The following is a 15,361-nucleotide window of genomic DNA, read 5'->3' as shown; positions in this document are numbered from 1 at the left end:
AGGTCTGGACGATGAGCACTGTGACCCACACCTCCGGCCCGGCCCGGTCCGACACGGCACCGCCGGACCGGCCGCCCGCGGACCGGCGGGCGAAGGACGTCGGCAACGGCTTCGGCGGCCGGATCTTCAACGGCTTCTCGCACCTGTTCCTCGCGGTCTGGGCGATCATGGTGGTCTACCCGCTGCTGTGGGTGGTGATGTCGGCGCTCAAGACCGACTCCGAGGTGATCCGCGAGCCGCTGTCGCTGATCCCCGACGCCCTGCAGTGGGACAACTTCGCCCGCGCCTGGACCGCCGGGATCGACAGCTTCTTCCTGAACACGCTGCTCGTGCTCGTGTTCAGCGTGACGCTGACGATGCTGCTGGGCTCGATGGCCGCGTACGCCCTGGCGCGCTACGAGTTCCGCGGCAACCGGCTGATCTACTGGATGTTCCTGTCCGGGCTGACGCTGCCGATCTACCTGGCCGCGGTGCCGCTGTTCAAGGGCGTCTACAACACCGGGGTGAGCCTCCCGCTGCTCGGCCCGAACAAGCACCTCATGCTGATCCTGGTCTACGTGGCCTGGTCGCTGTCGTTCACGATCTTCTTCATGCACTCGTTCTTCCGGACGCTGCCCGACTCGATCGCCGAGGCGGCCCAGGTCGACGGGGCCTCGCACACCCGCACGTTCTTCAGCGTGATGCTGCCGATGGCCAAGCCGGGCCTGATCAGCATCGGCATCTTCAACGTGCTCGGTCAGTGGAACCAGTGGTACCTGCCGACGCTGCTCATGCAGTCGGTGTCCGGCGAGCCGAAGAACCAGGTGATCGCCCAGGGTCTGATCGAGCTGTCGGTCAACCAGGGCTACAAGTCCGACTGGTCCGGACTCTTCGCCGGGGTGACCATGGCGATGCTGCCGGTGCTGATCGTGTACATCGTCTTCCAGCGCCAGGTGCAGTCCGGCCTCACCGCCGGCGTCGGCAAGTAGCGCTCGGGGCCCCGGCTCGACGAGCCGGGGCCCCGGCCTGTCGGTGGCGCCGGGCAGAATGCGTCCGTGCTGGTGGCGGTGGTGGCGGACGAGCGGGGCGGCGGCGTGCTGCAACCGCTGCACGCCGACGGCACCCCGTCCGGCCCGGCCGAGGAGGTGGCCGACCTGGCCGCCGCCGTGGCCGTCCGGGAGGCCGCCGGGCGTCCCCGCTGGATCTGGGCCGCCTGGGCGGGCGTCTACCCGGCGCTGCTGCGCGCCGGGGTGCGCCTCGACCGCTGCCACGACGTCGAACTGACCGAGGCGCTGCTGCTCGGGCACGCGGGCCGGTGGGGCGAGCCCCGCGCGCTGCCCGCCGCCTGGGCCCGGGTCACCGGCGCGCCGGTCCCGCCGGACCCGGCGCCCCGCCCGCCGGAGCCGCCGGGCCACGCCCAGGCCGCGCTCTTCGAGCCGCCGTCGGGCCCGCCCGGTCCGGGCATCACGGCGTTGACCCGGGTGTACGCCGACCAGCTCGCCCGGATCGCCGCGACCACCCATCCCGGCCGGTTCCGGCTGCTGGTGGCCGCCGAGTCGGCGGGCGCACTGGTGGCGGCCGAGATGGGCGCGGCCGGTCTGCCGTGGCGTGCCGACGTGCACGACGCGATCCTGGCCGACCTGCTCGGCGAGCCGTCCCCGGTCGGCGGGCCGCCGCGCCGGCTGGCCGAGTTGCAGGCCCGGATCGCTGACGCGTTCGGCGTACGCCAGGTGCACGCCGACTCGCCCGCGGAGCTGTTGCGGGCGTTCGCCCGCGCGGGCGTGGACCTGCCGAACACGCGCGCCTGGGTGCTGCGCGGGGTGGAGCATCCGGCGGCGCCGCTGGTCCTGGAGTACAAGGAGTTGTACCGGATCTGGACGGCGCACGGCTGGGCCTGGCGCGACGCCTGGGTGTCCGGCGGGCGGTTCCACCCGGAGTACGTACCGGGCGGCGTGGTGTCCGGCCGGTGGGCGACCCGGGGCGGCGGGGCGTTGCAGATCCCGAAGGTGATCCGGCGGGCGGTGGTGGCGGACCCGGGCTGGACGTTCGTGGTCGCGGACGCGGGGCAGCTCGAACCGCGTGTGCTCGCGGCGGTGTCCGGCGACGAGCGGCTGGCCGCGGCGGGCGGCGCGGGTGACCTGTACGCCGCGCTGGCCCGGGACGCGTTCGCCGGTGACCGGGCGAAGGCCAAGGTGGCCCTGCTCGGGGCGATGTACGGGCAGACCGGCGGCGCGGCCGTGCCGGCGCTGGCGGTGCTGCGGAAGAACTACCCGACCGCGTTCGGCCACGTCGAGGCGGCGGCGCGTACCGGGGAGGCGGGCGGGCTGGTCCGGTCGTGGCTGGGGCGTACCTGCCCGCCCGGGTCGGCGGGGTTCGCCGAGGGGGAGGAGCCGATGCCGGACGGCGGGGCCGATCCGCACAGCCCGTCGGCCCGGGCGGCCCGGTCGCGGGGTCGCTTCACCCGCAACTTCGTCATCCAGGCGACCGCCGCCGAGTGGGCCTCCACGCTGCTGGCGACGCTGCGTACCGAGCTGGCCGGCTCGGAGGCGGAGCTGGTCTTCTTCCAGCACGACGAGGTGATGGTGCACTGCCCGGCCGGGCAGGCGGCGGCGGTCGACGAGGCGGTCACCGCCGCCGGCGCGCGTGCCACCCGGCTGCTGTTCGGCGACACCCCGGTCCGGTTCCCGCTCGACCTGTCCACTGTCGACTGCTACGCGGACGCGGCATAGTCACGCAATTTTCCGTTTTGCCCCGCTACTTGCGCCAGGCCGTGCTCGTTGGGCCCGGTGTGCGTACGACGGGACGGACCGGGCGGCTGTGCCCGGTCCGTCCCCTGATCGAGGGGGCACCGCTGAACCGGATCGCTGCAATGATCATCGCCGCCGGTGGCGGCCGCCGCATCGGCGGACCCGAAGCGCTGCTGCACCAGGGCGAGAAGCCGCTGGTCAGCCAGATGATCGACACGATGGCCGAGGCGGGCTGCGCACAGGTCGTGGTCGTCCTGGGCGCGGCGGCCGAGCAGGTGCGGCAGACCACCGACCTGACCGGCGCCACAGTGGTGGTCAACCGCGCCTGGGGCACCGGTGTGGGCTCCTCGATCCGGGCCGGTCTCGCCGCGCTCACCGACGACGACATCGAGGCGGTCGTCGTGGTGCCTGTGGACATGCCCGGGCTCACCGCGGCGGCGGTCCGCCGGGTCACCGCGCTGCCGTACCCGGACGTGCTGGTCTGCGCCACCTACGACGGGCTGCGCGGCTACCCGATGCTGTTCGGCCGCCGGCACTGGTCCGGCATCGCCACTCTGGCCAGCGCCGACGTGGGGGCGCGGCCGTACCTGCTGGCGCACAAGGATCAGATCGTCGACATCGCCTGCGACGCGGTGGCCGACGGCAGCCGGATCGACAGTCCGGAGCTGATGGCGCTCTACGGCCTGTCCATCCCCGAACAGCGCGTCGGCGCCTGAGCCGCGCCCCGCTGTCGGACCCGGATGCCACGATGCGGTCATGGCCTACGACGAGGACCTGGCGAACCGGGTACGGGAACGCCTCGGGCGTGAGCCCGGCATCACCGAGCGGCGCATGTTCGGCGGCCTGGCGATGATGCTGCGCGGCAACATGGCGGTGGTCGTGCGCGACCCGGATCTGACCCGCTGGGTCGACAGGGGCGTCCGTTTCGCGCGCACCCTCCCGGCGAAGTAGCGCCACAGCGGGGGAAATCCGGCTGCGCGCCCGGGCCGCCCGGCCTACGCTCCTGACCTGCCGCCGACGACGGCGGCGGATCGGAGACGGGCGGATGGCGGTTCACCTCTACGCGGTCAGCCTCGACGCGGGCGACCCGCTGCGGCTCGCGCGGTTCTGGTCCGGGGTGCTCGGCCGGGAGATCCTCGACGACCCGCGCGAGGGCGTGGCGCTGGGCGGCGACGCCCACAGCGAGTTCCGCATCCGGTTCCTGCCCGGCGCTGCGCCGAAGACGGTGCAGAACCGGGTCCACTTCGACCTGACCAGCGCGTCGCCGCAGGCCCAGCGGGACACCGTCGACCGGGCGCTGACGCTGGGCGGGCGGCACATCGACATCGGCCAGGGGCCGGACGACGACCAGGTGGTGCTCGCCGACCCGGAGGGCAACGAGTTCTGCGTCATCGAGGCGGGCAACACCTTCCTCGCCGGCTGCGGCCCGGTCGGCGCTGTCAACTGCGACGGCACCCGGGCGGCAGGCCTCTTCTGGAGCGAGGCGCTGGGCTGGCCGCTGGTCTGGGACCAGGACGAGGAGACCGCGATCCAGTCGCCGCGCGGGGGCGCGAAGGTCACCTGGAGCGGCCCGCCGCTGATGCCCACCGGCGGGCGGGACCGCGTACACCTGGACCTGGTCGCGGACGGTGACCGGGACGCGGAGATCGACCGGCTGCTGGCGCTCGGCGCGACCCGGGCCGGTACGGGTAAACACACCGCCGACGACGTGGTGCTGGCCGACCCGGACGGCACCGAGTTCTGCCTGCTGGCACCCCGCTGAGGCGGGTGCGGCCCGGGGGACCGCACCCGCACCGATCAGCGCAGCCGCAGGCTCGGCTCCAGCGTGACCTCGAACAGCCGGTCCCACGGCAGCTCGACCCGCACCGCCGTGATTCGGTCCAGCGTCGCGGTGAACGTCTTGCGTCCGCGTACCCCGAGCACCAGGTCGTGCCCGGCGAAGTGGTCGGCGAAGTACCGCTCGGTCAGCGGCACCAGCCGGTCGCGTACCCAGCCGTCGAAGTAGCGCTTCTGCTCGGCGGTCAGCGCCAGCGGATCCCAGCCCTGGGCGCGGGCGTGCGCGTACGCCTCGACCTGCACCACGTTCTTCCACGGGTCGTCCTTGACGAACCGGTAGAGCAGGTACTCGGCGTGCGCCTGGGCCGGCCCGCGCAGCTCCGGTACGCCGAAGCCGCTGCCGGACGAGCGCAGGTACGCCCACCGCGCGGTGCCGTGCGCGAGCGCCAGCCCGAGCGCGTTGCCGCCGGTGTTCCACCCCGAGTACGACAGCAGCGCCGGCAGGTCCAGGCGCGCCTCCATCCGGGACACCAGGTCGTGGTCGCCCTTGTTGACGATCAGCGGGTCCACCACGATCACCGGGGTGCCGGCGGCCAGCAGCTCACCGATGCGGCCGACGAACGCGTCCAGGTCGGCGGCCCGCTGCCCGGCCGCCGCCGAGGGGGTGTTCACCGCGAGGACGATGTCCGCGTCGCCGGTCACCACCCGGCCGCCCACCGAGGTGACGTGCCGGCGGATGTTCTCCGCGAACGGGATGCCCTCCAGCGCGGCGGTCCAGCCCTCGCCGGACACTCCGGCGTACTCCACCCGGTAGGTGGGCACGGCGCCGGCGGCGACGATCCGCGCGACGAGCAGCGCGTTGACCTCGTCGGCGCCGGGGAAGATCTCCACCCGGTCGCCGACGCCGAGCCGCGCCACCAGCGCCTCCAGCTCGACCCGCTCGGCGCGGGCCAGGCCGACCGGCGCGGTGTCGTCCTCGGAGAGCACCAGGTGGCTGATCGTCCCGTCCGCGACCCACTCCACCATCAGCCGGTTGACCTGGTGGTTGCGTGCCCGCGCGGCCAGGTAGTCCTCGACCACGGCGTCCGGGATACGCGCCCGCACGGCGTCGAGCTGGCCGCGCAGCGACTCCTGGCCCAGGTTGACCACCTGGTCGTACAGCTTGGCCCACTGGACCAGCAGGTCGCGGTAGTTGTCCAGGTCGGTGCCGGTGCTGGTGATCGCGAGCCGCTGGATCGTGTCGTGCACCTCGATCACCGCGTCCGACCGGCGTGCGCGCAGCCGCCGGATCGCCTCCAGGTTGCGCAACGCGTCGGCCAGGGCCGGTGCGGCGGTACGCGAGGCGATCAGGCCCCCGTACGCGAGCATGCTCACCGAGATCACGTACCCGTCGACGCCGTCGGTGCCGTCGAGCCAGCGGGCGATGCCGGCGCCGTCACCGGGGGTGAAGAAACGGCCCAGCAGGTTCCGCGGCGGCAGCAGCACCTCGGCGTCGGCGCTCGCACCGGTCATCTCGGCGCAGTACGTGTTGACCGGCCGGTCGTCCAGCGGCACCAGCGCCACGCTCGGTCGCCGGCCGGCGGGCCGGGCGAACGCGGGGCCGCCGAGGGCGACGGTGGCCAGGCCGGCCGCGCCGGTGGCCGCAAGAAGGGTTCTTCTCTTCATCGATGCTCCCTTTTCTCCGGCGCGCTCGCCGCCCGGGGGGTGGCCGGAACCAGCCGGCGGGTGATCCACAGCGGTGAGGTGACGGCGTTGCCCATCACCACCGCGTGGGCGCCCGCCTCGAAGGCCCGGCTGATCTGCTCCGTGGTCCGGTAGCGCCCTTCGGCGATCACCGGTACGGGCAGCAGCGCGGCGAGTCGCGCCACGAGCCCGAGGTCGGGCCCGTCGATCGGTGGGCCGGCCGGCGTGTAGCCGGACAGCGTGGTGGCGACCGCGTCCGCGCCGGCCTCGACGGCGGCGACGCCCTCGGCCACCGTGGCGACGTCGGCCAGGACCAGCGCGTCGCTCTGCTCGTGCACCGCGCGGACGGTGTCGGCGAAGGTCCGGCCGTCGGGCCGGGGACGGTCGGTGGCGTCCACCGCCACGACGTGCGACCCGGCCCGCGCCGCTTCGAGGGCGTGCCCGGCGGTCGGGGTGATGAACACGCCCTGCGTGCCGTGCTTGTACAACCCGATCACCGGCACGTCGACGGCGGCGCGTACCGCCCGCACGTCGTCGGGGCCGTTGACCCGGACCGCCACCGCGCCGCCGCGCACCACGGCGGCGGCCACGCGGGCCTGGACGTACGGGTCGCGCATCGGGTCGTCCGGGTCGTCGGGCAGGGGCTGGCAGGACACGACCAGCCCGCCTGCGAGTTCGTCCAGGACACTCACGTGCTTGTTCCTCCGTCGTGGTGGATCGGTGCGGTGGCGAGCCGGGCGGCGCCGACCACCACCGCGTCGGCGCCCAGCGCCGCGGGAAGCAGCGGCACGTGCGCCCAGCCGCCGGGTAGCTCCGCCCGGTAGGCGGCCGTGGCGGCGGGGAGCACTGTGGCGGCGGCGCCGCCGGCGACCACCACCGCGTCCGGGTCGAGCAGGGCGACCAGCCCGGCCAGGGCCGCGCCGAGCGCGGCGCCGGCCCGGTCGACGACCTGCCGGGCGGTCGCGTCACCGGCCGCCGCGCGTCGCGCCACCTCCCGGCCGGTGACCGGGTCACCGCCGGTGAGCGCGTACGCGGCGGCCAGGCCGGTGCCGGAGGCGATCGCCTCCAGGTGCCCGTACCGGCCGCAGCCGCAGCGCAGCCGGTGCGCGCCTGGGACCGGCAGGTGCCCGAGCTGGCCGGCCGCGCCCCGGGCGCCGCCCTCGACCCGCCCGTCGTTGACGATCGCGCCGCCCAGCCCGGTGCCGACGGCGGCCAGCAGCACGTGCCCCCGGCCCCGTCCGGCGCCGGCCCAGCACTCGCCGAGCGCCGCCGCGGCGACGTCGTTGGTGACGCGCACCGGCCGGCCCAGCCGCGCGGCCAGCTCGTCGGCGACCGGGGTGCCGGCCCATCCGGGCAGGCTGCCGGTCGCGTACCGGATGGCGCCGGTCGCCGGGTCGACGGTGCCCGCGGTGCCCACCCCGACCGGCCCGGGGCCGGCGGTAGCGAGCAGGTCCGCGGCCAGGCCGGCGGCGGTGTTCAGCACCGCGGCCGAACCGCCGCGCGCGGGGGTGGGCGCCTCGCGGCGGCCGAGCACCCGCGCGTCGGGACCGACCAGGGCGGCGGCGGTCTTGGTGCCGCCGATGTCGATCCCGACGACCTGCTCGGTCATCCCTTCAGACCGGTGTGCGCGAGGCCCTCGACGAACTGCTTCTGCGCGATGACGAACACCGCCAGCACCGGCAGCGCGGTCATCGACGCCGCCGCGAGCTGGACGTCCCACATCGGACCGCCGTACGCGTCGACGAACTGGGTGAGCGCCTGCGGCAGGGTGAACTTGTCCGGCGAGGAGAGGAACACGATCGGTTCCAGGTACAGGTTCCAGCTGTGCAGGAACGTGAAGATGGCCACCGCGCCGAGCGCGGGCCGGGACAGCGGCAGCGCGATCTTCCAGAACGTGGCGAAGCGTCCCAGCCCGTCGACCCGCGCCGCCTCCTCCAGCTCTCCGGGGAGGCTGATGAAGAACTGCCGCATGATGAACGTCGCCAGCACGCTCGGCGCCCCGAAGATCGGCACCAGGATCAGCGGCCAGTGGGTGTCGATCAGGTCGAGCTTGAAGAACATCTGGAACAGCGGCACGATCGTCACCTCGCTCGGGATGAGCAGGCCCGCGAGGACGACCAGGAACAGCACGTTCTGTCCCCGGAACCGGATCCGCGCGAACGCGTACCCGGCCAGCGACGCCACGGCCAGCGTGCCGACGGTGACCAGCAGCGCGATGTAGAGGCTGTTCAGGTACTGCTGCCCGAACGGCTGCAGCTCGAACACCCGCCGGTACGCGTCCAGCCGCGGATCGGTCGGCAGCAGCTGCGGCGGGAAGGAGAAGATGTCCGCCACCGGCTTCAGCGACGAGGTGACCATCCACCAGGTGGGGAACACGAACGGGACGGCCAGGACCATCAGCACCCCGTAGAGCACCAGCTTGGTCCGCCGGGACAGGTCACGATTCATGGAAGACCCACCTCTTGCGCATCTGCCACTGCAGCACCGTCAGCGCGAGCACGATGACGAACAGCAGGATCGACAGCGTCGCGCCGTAGCCGAAGTGATGGAACTGGAAGGCCTGCTGGTAGAGGTAGTAGACGAGCACCGTGGTCGAGGTGCCGGGCCCACCCTGGGTGAGCACCGCGATCTGCGCGAAGACCTGCAGCGAGCCGACCACCGTGATGATCGACGTGAGCATGATCGTCGGGCTGATCAGCGGCACGGTGATCCGCCAGAACTGGCGCATCCGGCTCGCGCCGTCCACCTCGGCGGCCTCGTACAGCTCGGCCGGCACGCCCTGCAGGGCGGCCAGGAACAGCACCATGTTCAGGCCGACGTTCTTGAACACCTGCACGACGATCACCGACAGCATCGCCGTGCCCTCGCCGCGCAGCCAGTTGGGGCCGTCGACGCCGATCGTGTCGAGCAGGCCGTTGATGCCGCCGTTGTCCTGCAGCAGGAAGCCCCAGACGATGGTCCACGCGACCAGCGAGACCACCACGGGGGAGAAGAACAGGGTGCGGAACACGATGGTCCCGCGCAGCCTCTGGTTGAGCAGGACGGCCAGCAGCAACGCCAGGCCGAGGTTGAGCACGACCAGGCCGACCGAGAACAGGCCGGTCGACCGCAGCACCGGGCCCAGGTTGGGGTCGTCGGCCAGCGCGGCGTAGTTGTCGGTGCCGATGTAGTCGAAGCTGCCGGCCAGCACGTTCCACTCGTGCAGGCTGTACCAGACCACGAGGACCAGCGGCAGGATCACGAAGACCACGCTGCCGAGCAGCTGCGGGGTGATGAACAGGTATCCGGTGAGCTGGTCCCGGCGGCGGGTGGTCCAGAACGGCCGGGCCCGGCCCGGGGCGGGCCCGGCAGCAGCCGGGCCCACCCTGGTGTCCGTCTGGGTCATGATCCTCGGCCCTACTTCGCCAGCAGCGGCTGGATCTTGGCGCAGACGCCGTCGAGTACGCTCTTGACGTCCGCGTCCGCCTTCCACAGCGGGTCGAGCGCGGCGCGCACCTGCTGGCTCAGCTCGGCCTGCCCGGAGTGGCTGGGCTTGACAGTGCCGTTGGTGATGCCGTCGATGACGACCTTCTGCAGCTGCTCCGGCTTGAGCTTCGGGTTCGTCTTGGCCAGCGTCTCGGCGGTCAGCTGGGACTGCCGCGGCGGCGGGAAGAACTGGGCCAGCTTCGCCGAGTTGGTGGGGTTGGTGAAGAAGGCCAGGAAGTCGGCGGCCTGCTCGGCGTGCGGGCTCTTCTTCATCACGCCGATGCCGGCCTGGCCGACCACCGCGTACGGGCCCTTCGGGCCGGCCGGCAGCGGGACCAGGTCCCAGTCGAAGCCGTTCTCCTTCAGCAGCGAGGCACGGGAGATCTGGGTGACGGTCATGGCCGCGTCACCGGCGAAGAAGTCGGCGGTCGTGCCCGGACCGGGCAGCGCCTTGCCGGTGAAGATCGCCTTGTGCAGCGTGGTCATCGCCTCGACCATCTCCGGGCTGTTGAACCCGCAGGTGCGGCCGTCCTCGCTCCACGCCTGGGCGCCCCAGCCGGTCCAGAACGTGGCCAGGTTGTCCCAGCCCTTGTAGTCGAAGTCGCGGACCACGAGCCCGGCCTTGCCCGACTTCGCTGCGGTGGCGCCGGCCGCGGCCAGCGCGGTGTCCCAGTTCCACTGCCCGGCCGCGATCAGCTCGGCCGGGGTCTTCTGCCCGGCCTTCTTGAGCATGTCGTTGTTGACGAACACGCCGAACGGCGAGGTCGAGAACGGGTACGCGAAGAGCTTCCCGTCGTTCTGCCACAGCTTCAGCGTGGCGGGGGACAGGTCGTCGTACTGGTAGCCGTCGGCCTTCTTCAGCGTGTCGTCGAGCGGGCTCAGCGCGCCGGAGGCGACGAAGTCCGGAGCCGAGTTCTCGAAGATCCACGCGAGGTCCGGCGCGTTGCCGCCGGCGATCTGCGTGGTCAGCGTCGTGGTGTAGTTCTCGAACGGCAGCGGGTCGAACTTGATCTCCGCGACGTCCGGATTGTTCTTGCGGTACTCGTCGGCGATCTCGTTGAACAGCTTGAGGTGCGCCTCGTTCGCCGACCAGACGGTCATCCGCAGGCTCGCCGGACCGTCGTCCTTGGCGTCGCCGCCACCGCCGCAGGCGGTCAGGGCGAGCACACCGGTCATGGTCGCCGCGACCAGGCCGGACAGTCTTCCGTATCTCACTTTCTTCTCCTCACCGGGGGTTCAGTAGCCCGCGATCTGCGGCCAGCGGCATTCCACGCCGGCGGCCGAGATGCGGTCCGTGAATTCGGCCAGCAGGCGGGGGGTGCCGCGGACCGCGCGCGGGGACTCGCCCCGCGCAAGGCAGAAGTCGGCCAGCAGGCCGGCGACCTCACCGACGTTCCACTCGACCGGGTGCAGTCGGTAGCTGCCGTTGGTGATGTGCGTGGTACCGATGTTCTTGCCGGCCGGCAGCAGGTTCTCCATCCGCTGCGGGATGAGCGCGCCGAGCGGGATCTCGAACGGGCAGGAGCCGACGTCGATGTAGTTGTCGCCGCCGGTCGACGGGTGCAGGTCGATGCGGTACATGCCGACGCCGATCGAGTCGGGGTAGCTCACCGCGCCGTGCTCGCCGCGTACGGCCAGGGAGAGGTCCTGCTCGACCACCGTGTACTCGGCGCGGATGCGGCGCGACTCCCGGATGTAGGGCGCCTGCGCCAGTCCGTCGGGGCTGCCGGTCACGTCGCCGCGCAGCCGCAGCCCCGGGTAGCCGGTGCCGCCGTCGGGGCGGGGCGCCTCGGTCTGCAACCAGTACAGGACGGAGTACGACAGCTCGCGCGCCTGGGACAGGTGCCAGGACGCGTTCGGCACGTCGATGACCGGGCCCTCGAAGTAGTCGATCATCGGCCAGTTGACGAGCGTGATGTCGCTGCCGTACGCGCCGTCGACGAAGTTGCGCCGCGCGGCGATGCGCCGGAACGTCCACAGGTTGCCGTCGCCCGGGTTGAGCCGCTGGTCGGCGTTGACGCCCAGCGGGTCGTCGTCCGGGTTCGGCGTGAAGCTGCGCTCGACGATCTCCAGCGTGCGCGGGTGCGGCGACCGCCAGGACAGCAGCCGGTCGCCCCAGAAGTCCGGCTTGTAGTCGCGCCAGAAGTCGTAGCCGGCGGGCCGGTCGATGGTGTGGTCGCCGTCGACGTGGTCCAGCGCGAAGCAGACGGACACCGCCTGCATGTTCAGCGGCTGGGCCTCGGCGGGCGCGCTCGGCTCACCGGTCTGCGCCTGCGACTCGAACCCGGTCACGTACTCGGTGCCGGTCAGCGGCAGCAGCTCACCGGTCTCGGTGGCGTCCAGGACGTACGGTGCCTCCACCTCGATCCGCTCGCCGCGGTCCCGATGGGCGAGCGTCACGCCGGTGACCCGGTCGCCGTCGGTCTCGGCCGCGACCGGCCGGTACGGCTGGAGCACCGTCAGCCGACCGGACCCCCGGTACGGCGCGAGCATCTGCTCCAGGACCGCGACCGCGACCCGGGGCTCGTGGCAGAGCCGGCTCACCCAGCCGGCGCCCGGGTTCAGGTCGGTCCACGCCCGGGACCGCTCGGTCAGCGGGTAGTGGCGGCGGTAGTAGTCGCGGATGCCGTCGCGCAACTCCCGGTAGCTCGCGGTGGCGCCGAACTGCTCGATCCAGGAGTGCTCGTCCGGCGGGACCGCCTGGCTGGTGAGCTGCCCGCCGAGCCAGTCGAACTCCTCGGTCAGGATGACGGACCGGCCGGCACGGGCCGCGGCCAGCGCCGCGGCGACACCGCCCAGTCCGCCCCCGACGACGAGGACGTCCGCACGCATTAGTACCACTTGCTTCCTTCCAGTTGCGCGGCCGGGCGTGTCAGCGCCGGTCGGCCGCCGATCCAGGGACGCCGAGGGTGTCGCCCTCGACGAGTTCGCAGGGCAGGAGCCGTTGCTGGAGGCCGCCGGCGCTGCCGTCGATGACGCCGGTCAGCACCTCGACGGCCTGGCGGCCCATCTCCTCGCGCGGGATGCGGAACCCGGTGAACGTGATGTCGGTGGGCACCGGGACGGTCGGGTCGCCGAGGGTCACGACGGACAGGTCACCGGGCACCGTCAGCCCCTTGCGGCGGGCGGCCGTCTCCAGCGCCACGGCGGTGGCGAAGTCCTCCACGAAGGCGACGGTGCTGCCGTCGGCCCGCAGGTCGTCCACTGTGGCGTCGGCGGTCTCCGCCGTCGCGGTGATCTGGCGGGCGCTGTCCGCGCCGGTCGCGCCGGCGTGGAAACCGCTGCGCCGGTCGTGCGAGGACTCGGCCGAGGTGCCCATGCCCACGTACGTCAGGCGCCGGTGCCCCAGCTCCACCGCCCGCTCGGCCAGCCGGTGGACCGCGCTGGCGTAGTCGGCGCCGACGTAGGGCACCGGGCCGCCGGCGTCGTCGCGGCGCCCGACGGCGACGTAGGGGAACCCGTCGCGGTTGAGCCGGAGCAGCTCCGCGCCGTCGATCTCCCGGCCGAGCAGGATGCAGCCGTCGGCCAGCCGCAGCCGGTTGTCCTGGTGGAAGATGCGCCGCCGGCCGTCCACCACCGGGGCGCTGGTGAACAGCAGCAGGTCGCAGCCGACCCGTTCGGCGTACTCCTCGATGCCGAGCAGGAACGGGTGGAAGAAGTCCCGGCTGCCGCTGGGGAAGGCCGGCTCGTAGGTGAAGACACCGATGATCCGGTTGAACCCGGAGGCGAGGCGGCGGGCGGCCGGGTCGGCGGCGTATCCCGTCTCGGCGATGACCTGCAACACCCGGTCCCGTGTCTCCGGCGCGATCCGGACGTCGGCGTCGGTGCGGTTGTTGAGCACCAGCGACACGGTCGCCTGGCTGACGCCGGCCATGCGCGCGATGTCACGCTGGGTGACACGCCTGGGGGGAGGGGTCACGTCGGTCCTTCCACTTCCGCTAATGCGTATTAGCGATCGGGTCGGGATGGAGCCTCTCTGCTCTCCCGGCGTGCTGTCAAGGGGTGGCGGGAAGATTTCCGTTCGATGAACTCCCTGATGTAATGCGGATTAGCAGCCGTGCCCGCCGCTGTCCGGCGGCCGATCGGGCGGGGATCTTGACAAGGGCCAACCGGGCGCGCGACAGTAGGCGGACCTCGGCACTAATGCGCATTAGCGTGTCGTCGGTCGCCCGCGCGGGCGACCGATGACGCCTGCTTCCCTACCCAGAGTGATGCCGGGTGCGGCCTCTGCCCGGCGCCACCCCGAGCGCTACCGTTCCCATGGGACGGTCGTCGCGCCGTCCGCACGGGGGAGGGCACAACGTGGGCACCACTGTCGCTCGTCATCTCGCCGGAGCCGCTGCGGCGTGGCTCGTCGTCGTCGCGGAGGCGGTCGCCGGCTACCTCGGCCTGCTGGCGTACGCGCTGGTCACCGGCGCCGACCCGGGCGGCCCGCTGGCCGGGCCGCTGCTGGTGCTGATCGCGGCGCTGCTCGGTGTGGCCGCGCCGCCGCTGCTGTTCGCGCCGGCCGTCGCGCTCGGTGAGGCAGCGGGGCGGCGGCGGGCCGGTCCGGCGCTCGCGTACGCCGGGCTCGTCGCGGTCGTGCTGGCCGCCGGGTACGCCGCCGCGACGGCGGTCGCCACGGACGTGCCCGGCGCTCGGCTGCCGCTGGTGGCCGGGATCGCCGCGCTGCTGGCCCTCCCGCCGACGGCGGCGTACGCGCTCACCGCCCGCGGCGTGGGCCGGACCGCCCGGCTGATCCGCGCCCGGGCGGCCACCGCCCGCCCGATGCGCGCCGAGGCGGGCTGACCTACATCTGGATGTCGAAGCGCTGCAGCACCGACGGGGCGACCAGCCCCACCGCGGCCAGGACGGACAGGATCGTCATCGCGGTGCGCAGCACCACCGTCTCGGCCTTGCTGCCGGTCCGCAGGGCGATCTTGTTGGGCAGGCCGATCATCGTCCACATCCGGCGTTTGATCGGGATGGGCCACAGGATCGGCACCCCGGCCCGGGTGATCATGTCGCCGAGGATGTGTACGAAACAGCCCACCCCGACCGCGAGCCCGATCATCGGATAGCCCCGGTCGCCGGGCAGGTTGGCGAACGTGAACCAGGCCGCGGCGGCGGACACCAGCGTGACCACCACCCAGCCGGCGCGCTCGGCCCACTGGTCGAACAGCCCGCGCAGCGCCAGGCCGATCATGAAGAAGAGGATGCCGACCACCGCCCACTTGCCGTAGTGGGCGCACAGCGCGGTGGTGCCCCAGCCGACGAGCACGGTGAACGGGATGGTGTGGGTCAGCGTGCGGTGCCCGTTGTTGCGGCGCGGGTCCTTGCTGAGCTTGGTGGCGTAGTAGACGCCGAGCGAGATCTTCTCCATCACCTCGGCGACGAAGAGGCTGACCACGCCGAAGGTGCGGGCCACGGTGGCGCCGCCCTGGTTGCGGGTGACCTTCCCGGACAGGTCCAGGTCGGGAAAGAGTGCCCCGCCGGCGCAGACCGCGGTGCCCACCGCCAGGGCCAGCGGTGTCTGGTGGTAGTCCGCGAACTGGGCCATCGCCCAGGAGCCGGTCAGCCACACCGCCGCGCCCGAGAGCGCGTGGGACGGTCCCATCATCTCGGCTCGCCCTTCCCGAAGATCTTGATCCACAAAAACTACGCCACTGTAGTCAGCCCGTGCGACAGCGGGGCATCAGCCGGACGGTCCACTGGGGAAGTGGTGTCCGCCG

The 15,361-nt window shown here is 72.8% G+C and carries 15 protein-coding genes; 6 read left to right on the top strand and 9 right to left on the bottom strand.

Annotated elements, in window-relative coordinates; genetic code table 11:
- Nucleotides 1-11 precede the first annotated feature (11 nt).
- From CLT75_RS14130 to CLT75_RS14110, 5 genes are all read left to right on the top strand, one after another.
- Entirely contained in the window at nt 12-968 is a 957-nt protein-coding gene (locus CLT75_RS14130) for a carbohydrate ABC transporter permease (RefSeq protein ID WP_013475962.1), read from the top strand.
- 66 nt (nt 969-1,034) lie between these two features.
- Entirely contained in the window at nt 1,035-2,708 is a 1,674-nt protein-coding gene (locus CLT75_RS14125; RefSeq protein ID WP_209310326.1) for a bifunctional 3'-5' exonuclease/DNA polymerase, read from the top strand.
- 140 nt (nt 2,709-2,848) lie between these two features.
- Entirely contained in the window at nt 2,849-3,442 is a 594-nt protein-coding gene (locus CLT75_RS14120) for a nucleotidyltransferase family protein (RefSeq protein WP_091331223.1), read from the top strand.
- 40 nt (nt 3,443-3,482) lie between these two features.
- Complete coding sequence (locus tag CLT75_RS14115) at nt 3,483-3,677, top strand: hypothetical protein (protein WP_135241087.1); 195 nt, start codon at nt 3,483-3,485, stop codon at nt 3,675-3,677.
- 94 nt (nt 3,678-3,771) lie between these two features.
- Nucleotides 3,772-4,488 (top strand): VOC family protein, encoded by a 717-nt coding sequence (locus tag CLT75_RS14110; protein WP_135241086.1) that lies wholly within the window; start codon nt 3,772-3,774, stop codon nt 4,486-4,488.
- Nucleotides 4,489-4,523: 35 nt separating this feature from the next.
- Here the strand turns inward: CLT75_RS14110 and CLT75_RS14105 are convergent, their stop codons facing one another.
- The 8 genes from CLT75_RS14105 to CLT75_RS14070 are packed head-to-tail and all read right to left on the bottom strand — an operon-like array spanning nt 4,524 to nt 13,569.
- A complete protein-coding gene (locus tag CLT75_RS14105) occupies nt 4,524-6,167 on the bottom strand; it encodes a DUF4127 family protein (protein ID WP_135241085.1) in 1,644 nt (547 codons plus the stop codon).
- Entirely contained in the window at nt 6,164-6,877 is a 714-nt protein-coding gene (locus CLT75_RS14100) for an N-acetylmannosamine-6-phosphate 2-epimerase (protein ID WP_043329777.1), read from the bottom strand. The genes CLT75_RS14105 and CLT75_RS14100 overlap by 4 nt, the downstream gene beginning before the upstream one ends.
- Nucleotides 6,874-7,794: an ROK family protein gene (locus CLT75_RS14095; RefSeq protein ID WP_135241084.1), complete on the bottom strand. Its 921-nt coding sequence runs from the start codon at nt 7,792-7,794 to the stop codon at nt 6,874-6,876. The genes CLT75_RS14100 and CLT75_RS14095 overlap by 4 nt, the downstream gene beginning before the upstream one ends.
- Nucleotides 7,791-8,633, bottom strand: coding sequence for a carbohydrate ABC transporter permease (locus CLT75_RS14090; protein WP_013475968.1), 843 nt, complete (start codon nt 8,631-8,633; stop codon nt 7,791-7,793). Before CLT75_RS14090 ends, CLT75_RS14095 begins: the two co-directional genes overlap by 4 nt.
- Nucleotides 8,623-9,570, bottom strand: coding sequence for a carbohydrate ABC transporter permease (locus CLT75_RS14085; RefSeq protein WP_135241083.1), 948 nt, complete (start codon nt 9,568-9,570; stop codon nt 8,623-8,625). The genes CLT75_RS14090 and CLT75_RS14085 overlap by 11 nt, the downstream gene beginning before the upstream one ends.
- Nucleotides 9,571-9,581: 11 nt before the next feature.
- On the bottom strand, nt 9,582-10,865 hold the full coding sequence (locus CLT75_RS14080; protein ID WP_135241082.1) for an ABC transporter substrate-binding protein: 1,284 nt from the start codon (nt 10,863-10,865) through the stop codon (nt 9,582-9,584).
- Between the two features lie 21 nt (nt 10,866-10,886).
- The gene (locus tag CLT75_RS14075; RefSeq protein ID WP_135241081.1) at nt 10,887-12,482 is read right to left on the bottom strand and encodes an FAD-dependent oxidoreductase; all 1,596 of its coding nucleotides are present in this window, start codon (nt 12,480-12,482) and stop codon (nt 10,887-10,889) included.
- Between the two features lie 40 nt (nt 12,483-12,522).
- Nucleotides 12,523-13,569 (bottom strand): LacI family DNA-binding transcriptional regulator, encoded by a 1,047-nt coding sequence (locus CLT75_RS14070; protein WP_135241080.1) that lies wholly within the window; start codon nt 13,567-13,569, stop codon nt 12,523-12,525.
- Nucleotides 13,570-13,952: 383 nt separating this feature from the next.
- Here CLT75_RS14070 and CLT75_RS14065 point away from each other — a divergent pair, with 383 nt between their 5' ends.
- Complete coding sequence (locus tag CLT75_RS14065; RefSeq protein ID WP_135241079.1) at nt 13,953-14,438, top strand: hypothetical protein; 486 nt, start codon at nt 13,953-13,955, stop codon at nt 14,436-14,438.
- A gap of 1 nt (nt 14,439) precedes the next feature.
- Here CLT75_RS14065 and CLT75_RS14060 read toward each other — a convergent pair whose 3' ends face one another.
- Nucleotides 14,440-15,249 (bottom strand): metal-dependent hydrolase, encoded by an 810-nt coding sequence (locus CLT75_RS14060; protein ID WP_135241078.1) that lies wholly within the window; start codon nt 15,247-15,249, stop codon nt 14,440-14,442.
- Nucleotides 15,250-15,361 lie beyond the last annotated feature (112 nt).

This window comes from Micromonospora sp. CNZ285, from assembly GCF_004637285.1.
The sequence above is the reverse complement of the archived record's forward strand: the minus strand, read 5'-3'. Positions and strand labels throughout refer to the sequence as shown.

Excerpts from the sequence above, each read along its gene's own strand:
- CLT75_RS14130 (WP_013475962.1), top strand. The coding sequence starts at position 12 with ATGAGCACTGTGACCCACACCTCCGGCCCGGCCCGGTCCGACACGGCA.
- CLT75_RS14120 (WP_091331223.1), top strand. The coding sequence starts at position 2,849 with ATGATCATCGCCGCCGGTGGCGGCCGCCGCATCGGCGGACCCGAAGCG.
- CLT75_RS14115 (WP_135241087.1), top strand. The coding sequence starts at position 3,483 with ATGGCCTACGACGAGGACCTGGCGAACCGGGTACGGGAACGCCTCGGG.
- CLT75_RS14110 (WP_135241086.1), top strand. The coding sequence starts at position 3,772 with ATGGCGGTTCACCTCTACGCGGTCAGCCTCGACGCGGGCGACCCGCTG.
- CLT75_RS14105 (WP_135241085.1), bottom strand. The coding sequence starts at position 6,167 with ATGAAGAGAAGAACCCTTCTTGCGGCCACCGGCGCGGCCGGCCTGGCC.
- CLT75_RS14095 (WP_135241084.1), bottom strand. The coding sequence starts at position 7,794 with ATGACCGAGCAGGTCGTCGGGATCGACATCGGCGGCACCAAGACCGCC.
- CLT75_RS14090 (WP_013475968.1), bottom strand. The coding sequence starts at position 8,633 with ATGAATCGTGACCTGTCCCGGCGGACCAAGCTGGTGCTCTACGGGGTG.
- CLT75_RS14085 (WP_135241083.1), bottom strand. The coding sequence starts at position 9,570 with ATGACCCAGACGGACACCAGGGTGGGCCCGGCTGCTGCCGGGCCCGCC.
- CLT75_RS14075 (WP_135241081.1), bottom strand. The coding sequence starts at position 12,482 with ATGCGTGCGGACGTCCTCGTCGTCGGGGGCGGACTGGGCGGTGTCGCC.
- CLT75_RS14060 (WP_135241078.1), bottom strand. The coding sequence starts at position 15,249 with ATGATGGGACCGTCCCACGCGCTCTCGGGCGCGGCGGTGTGGCTGACC.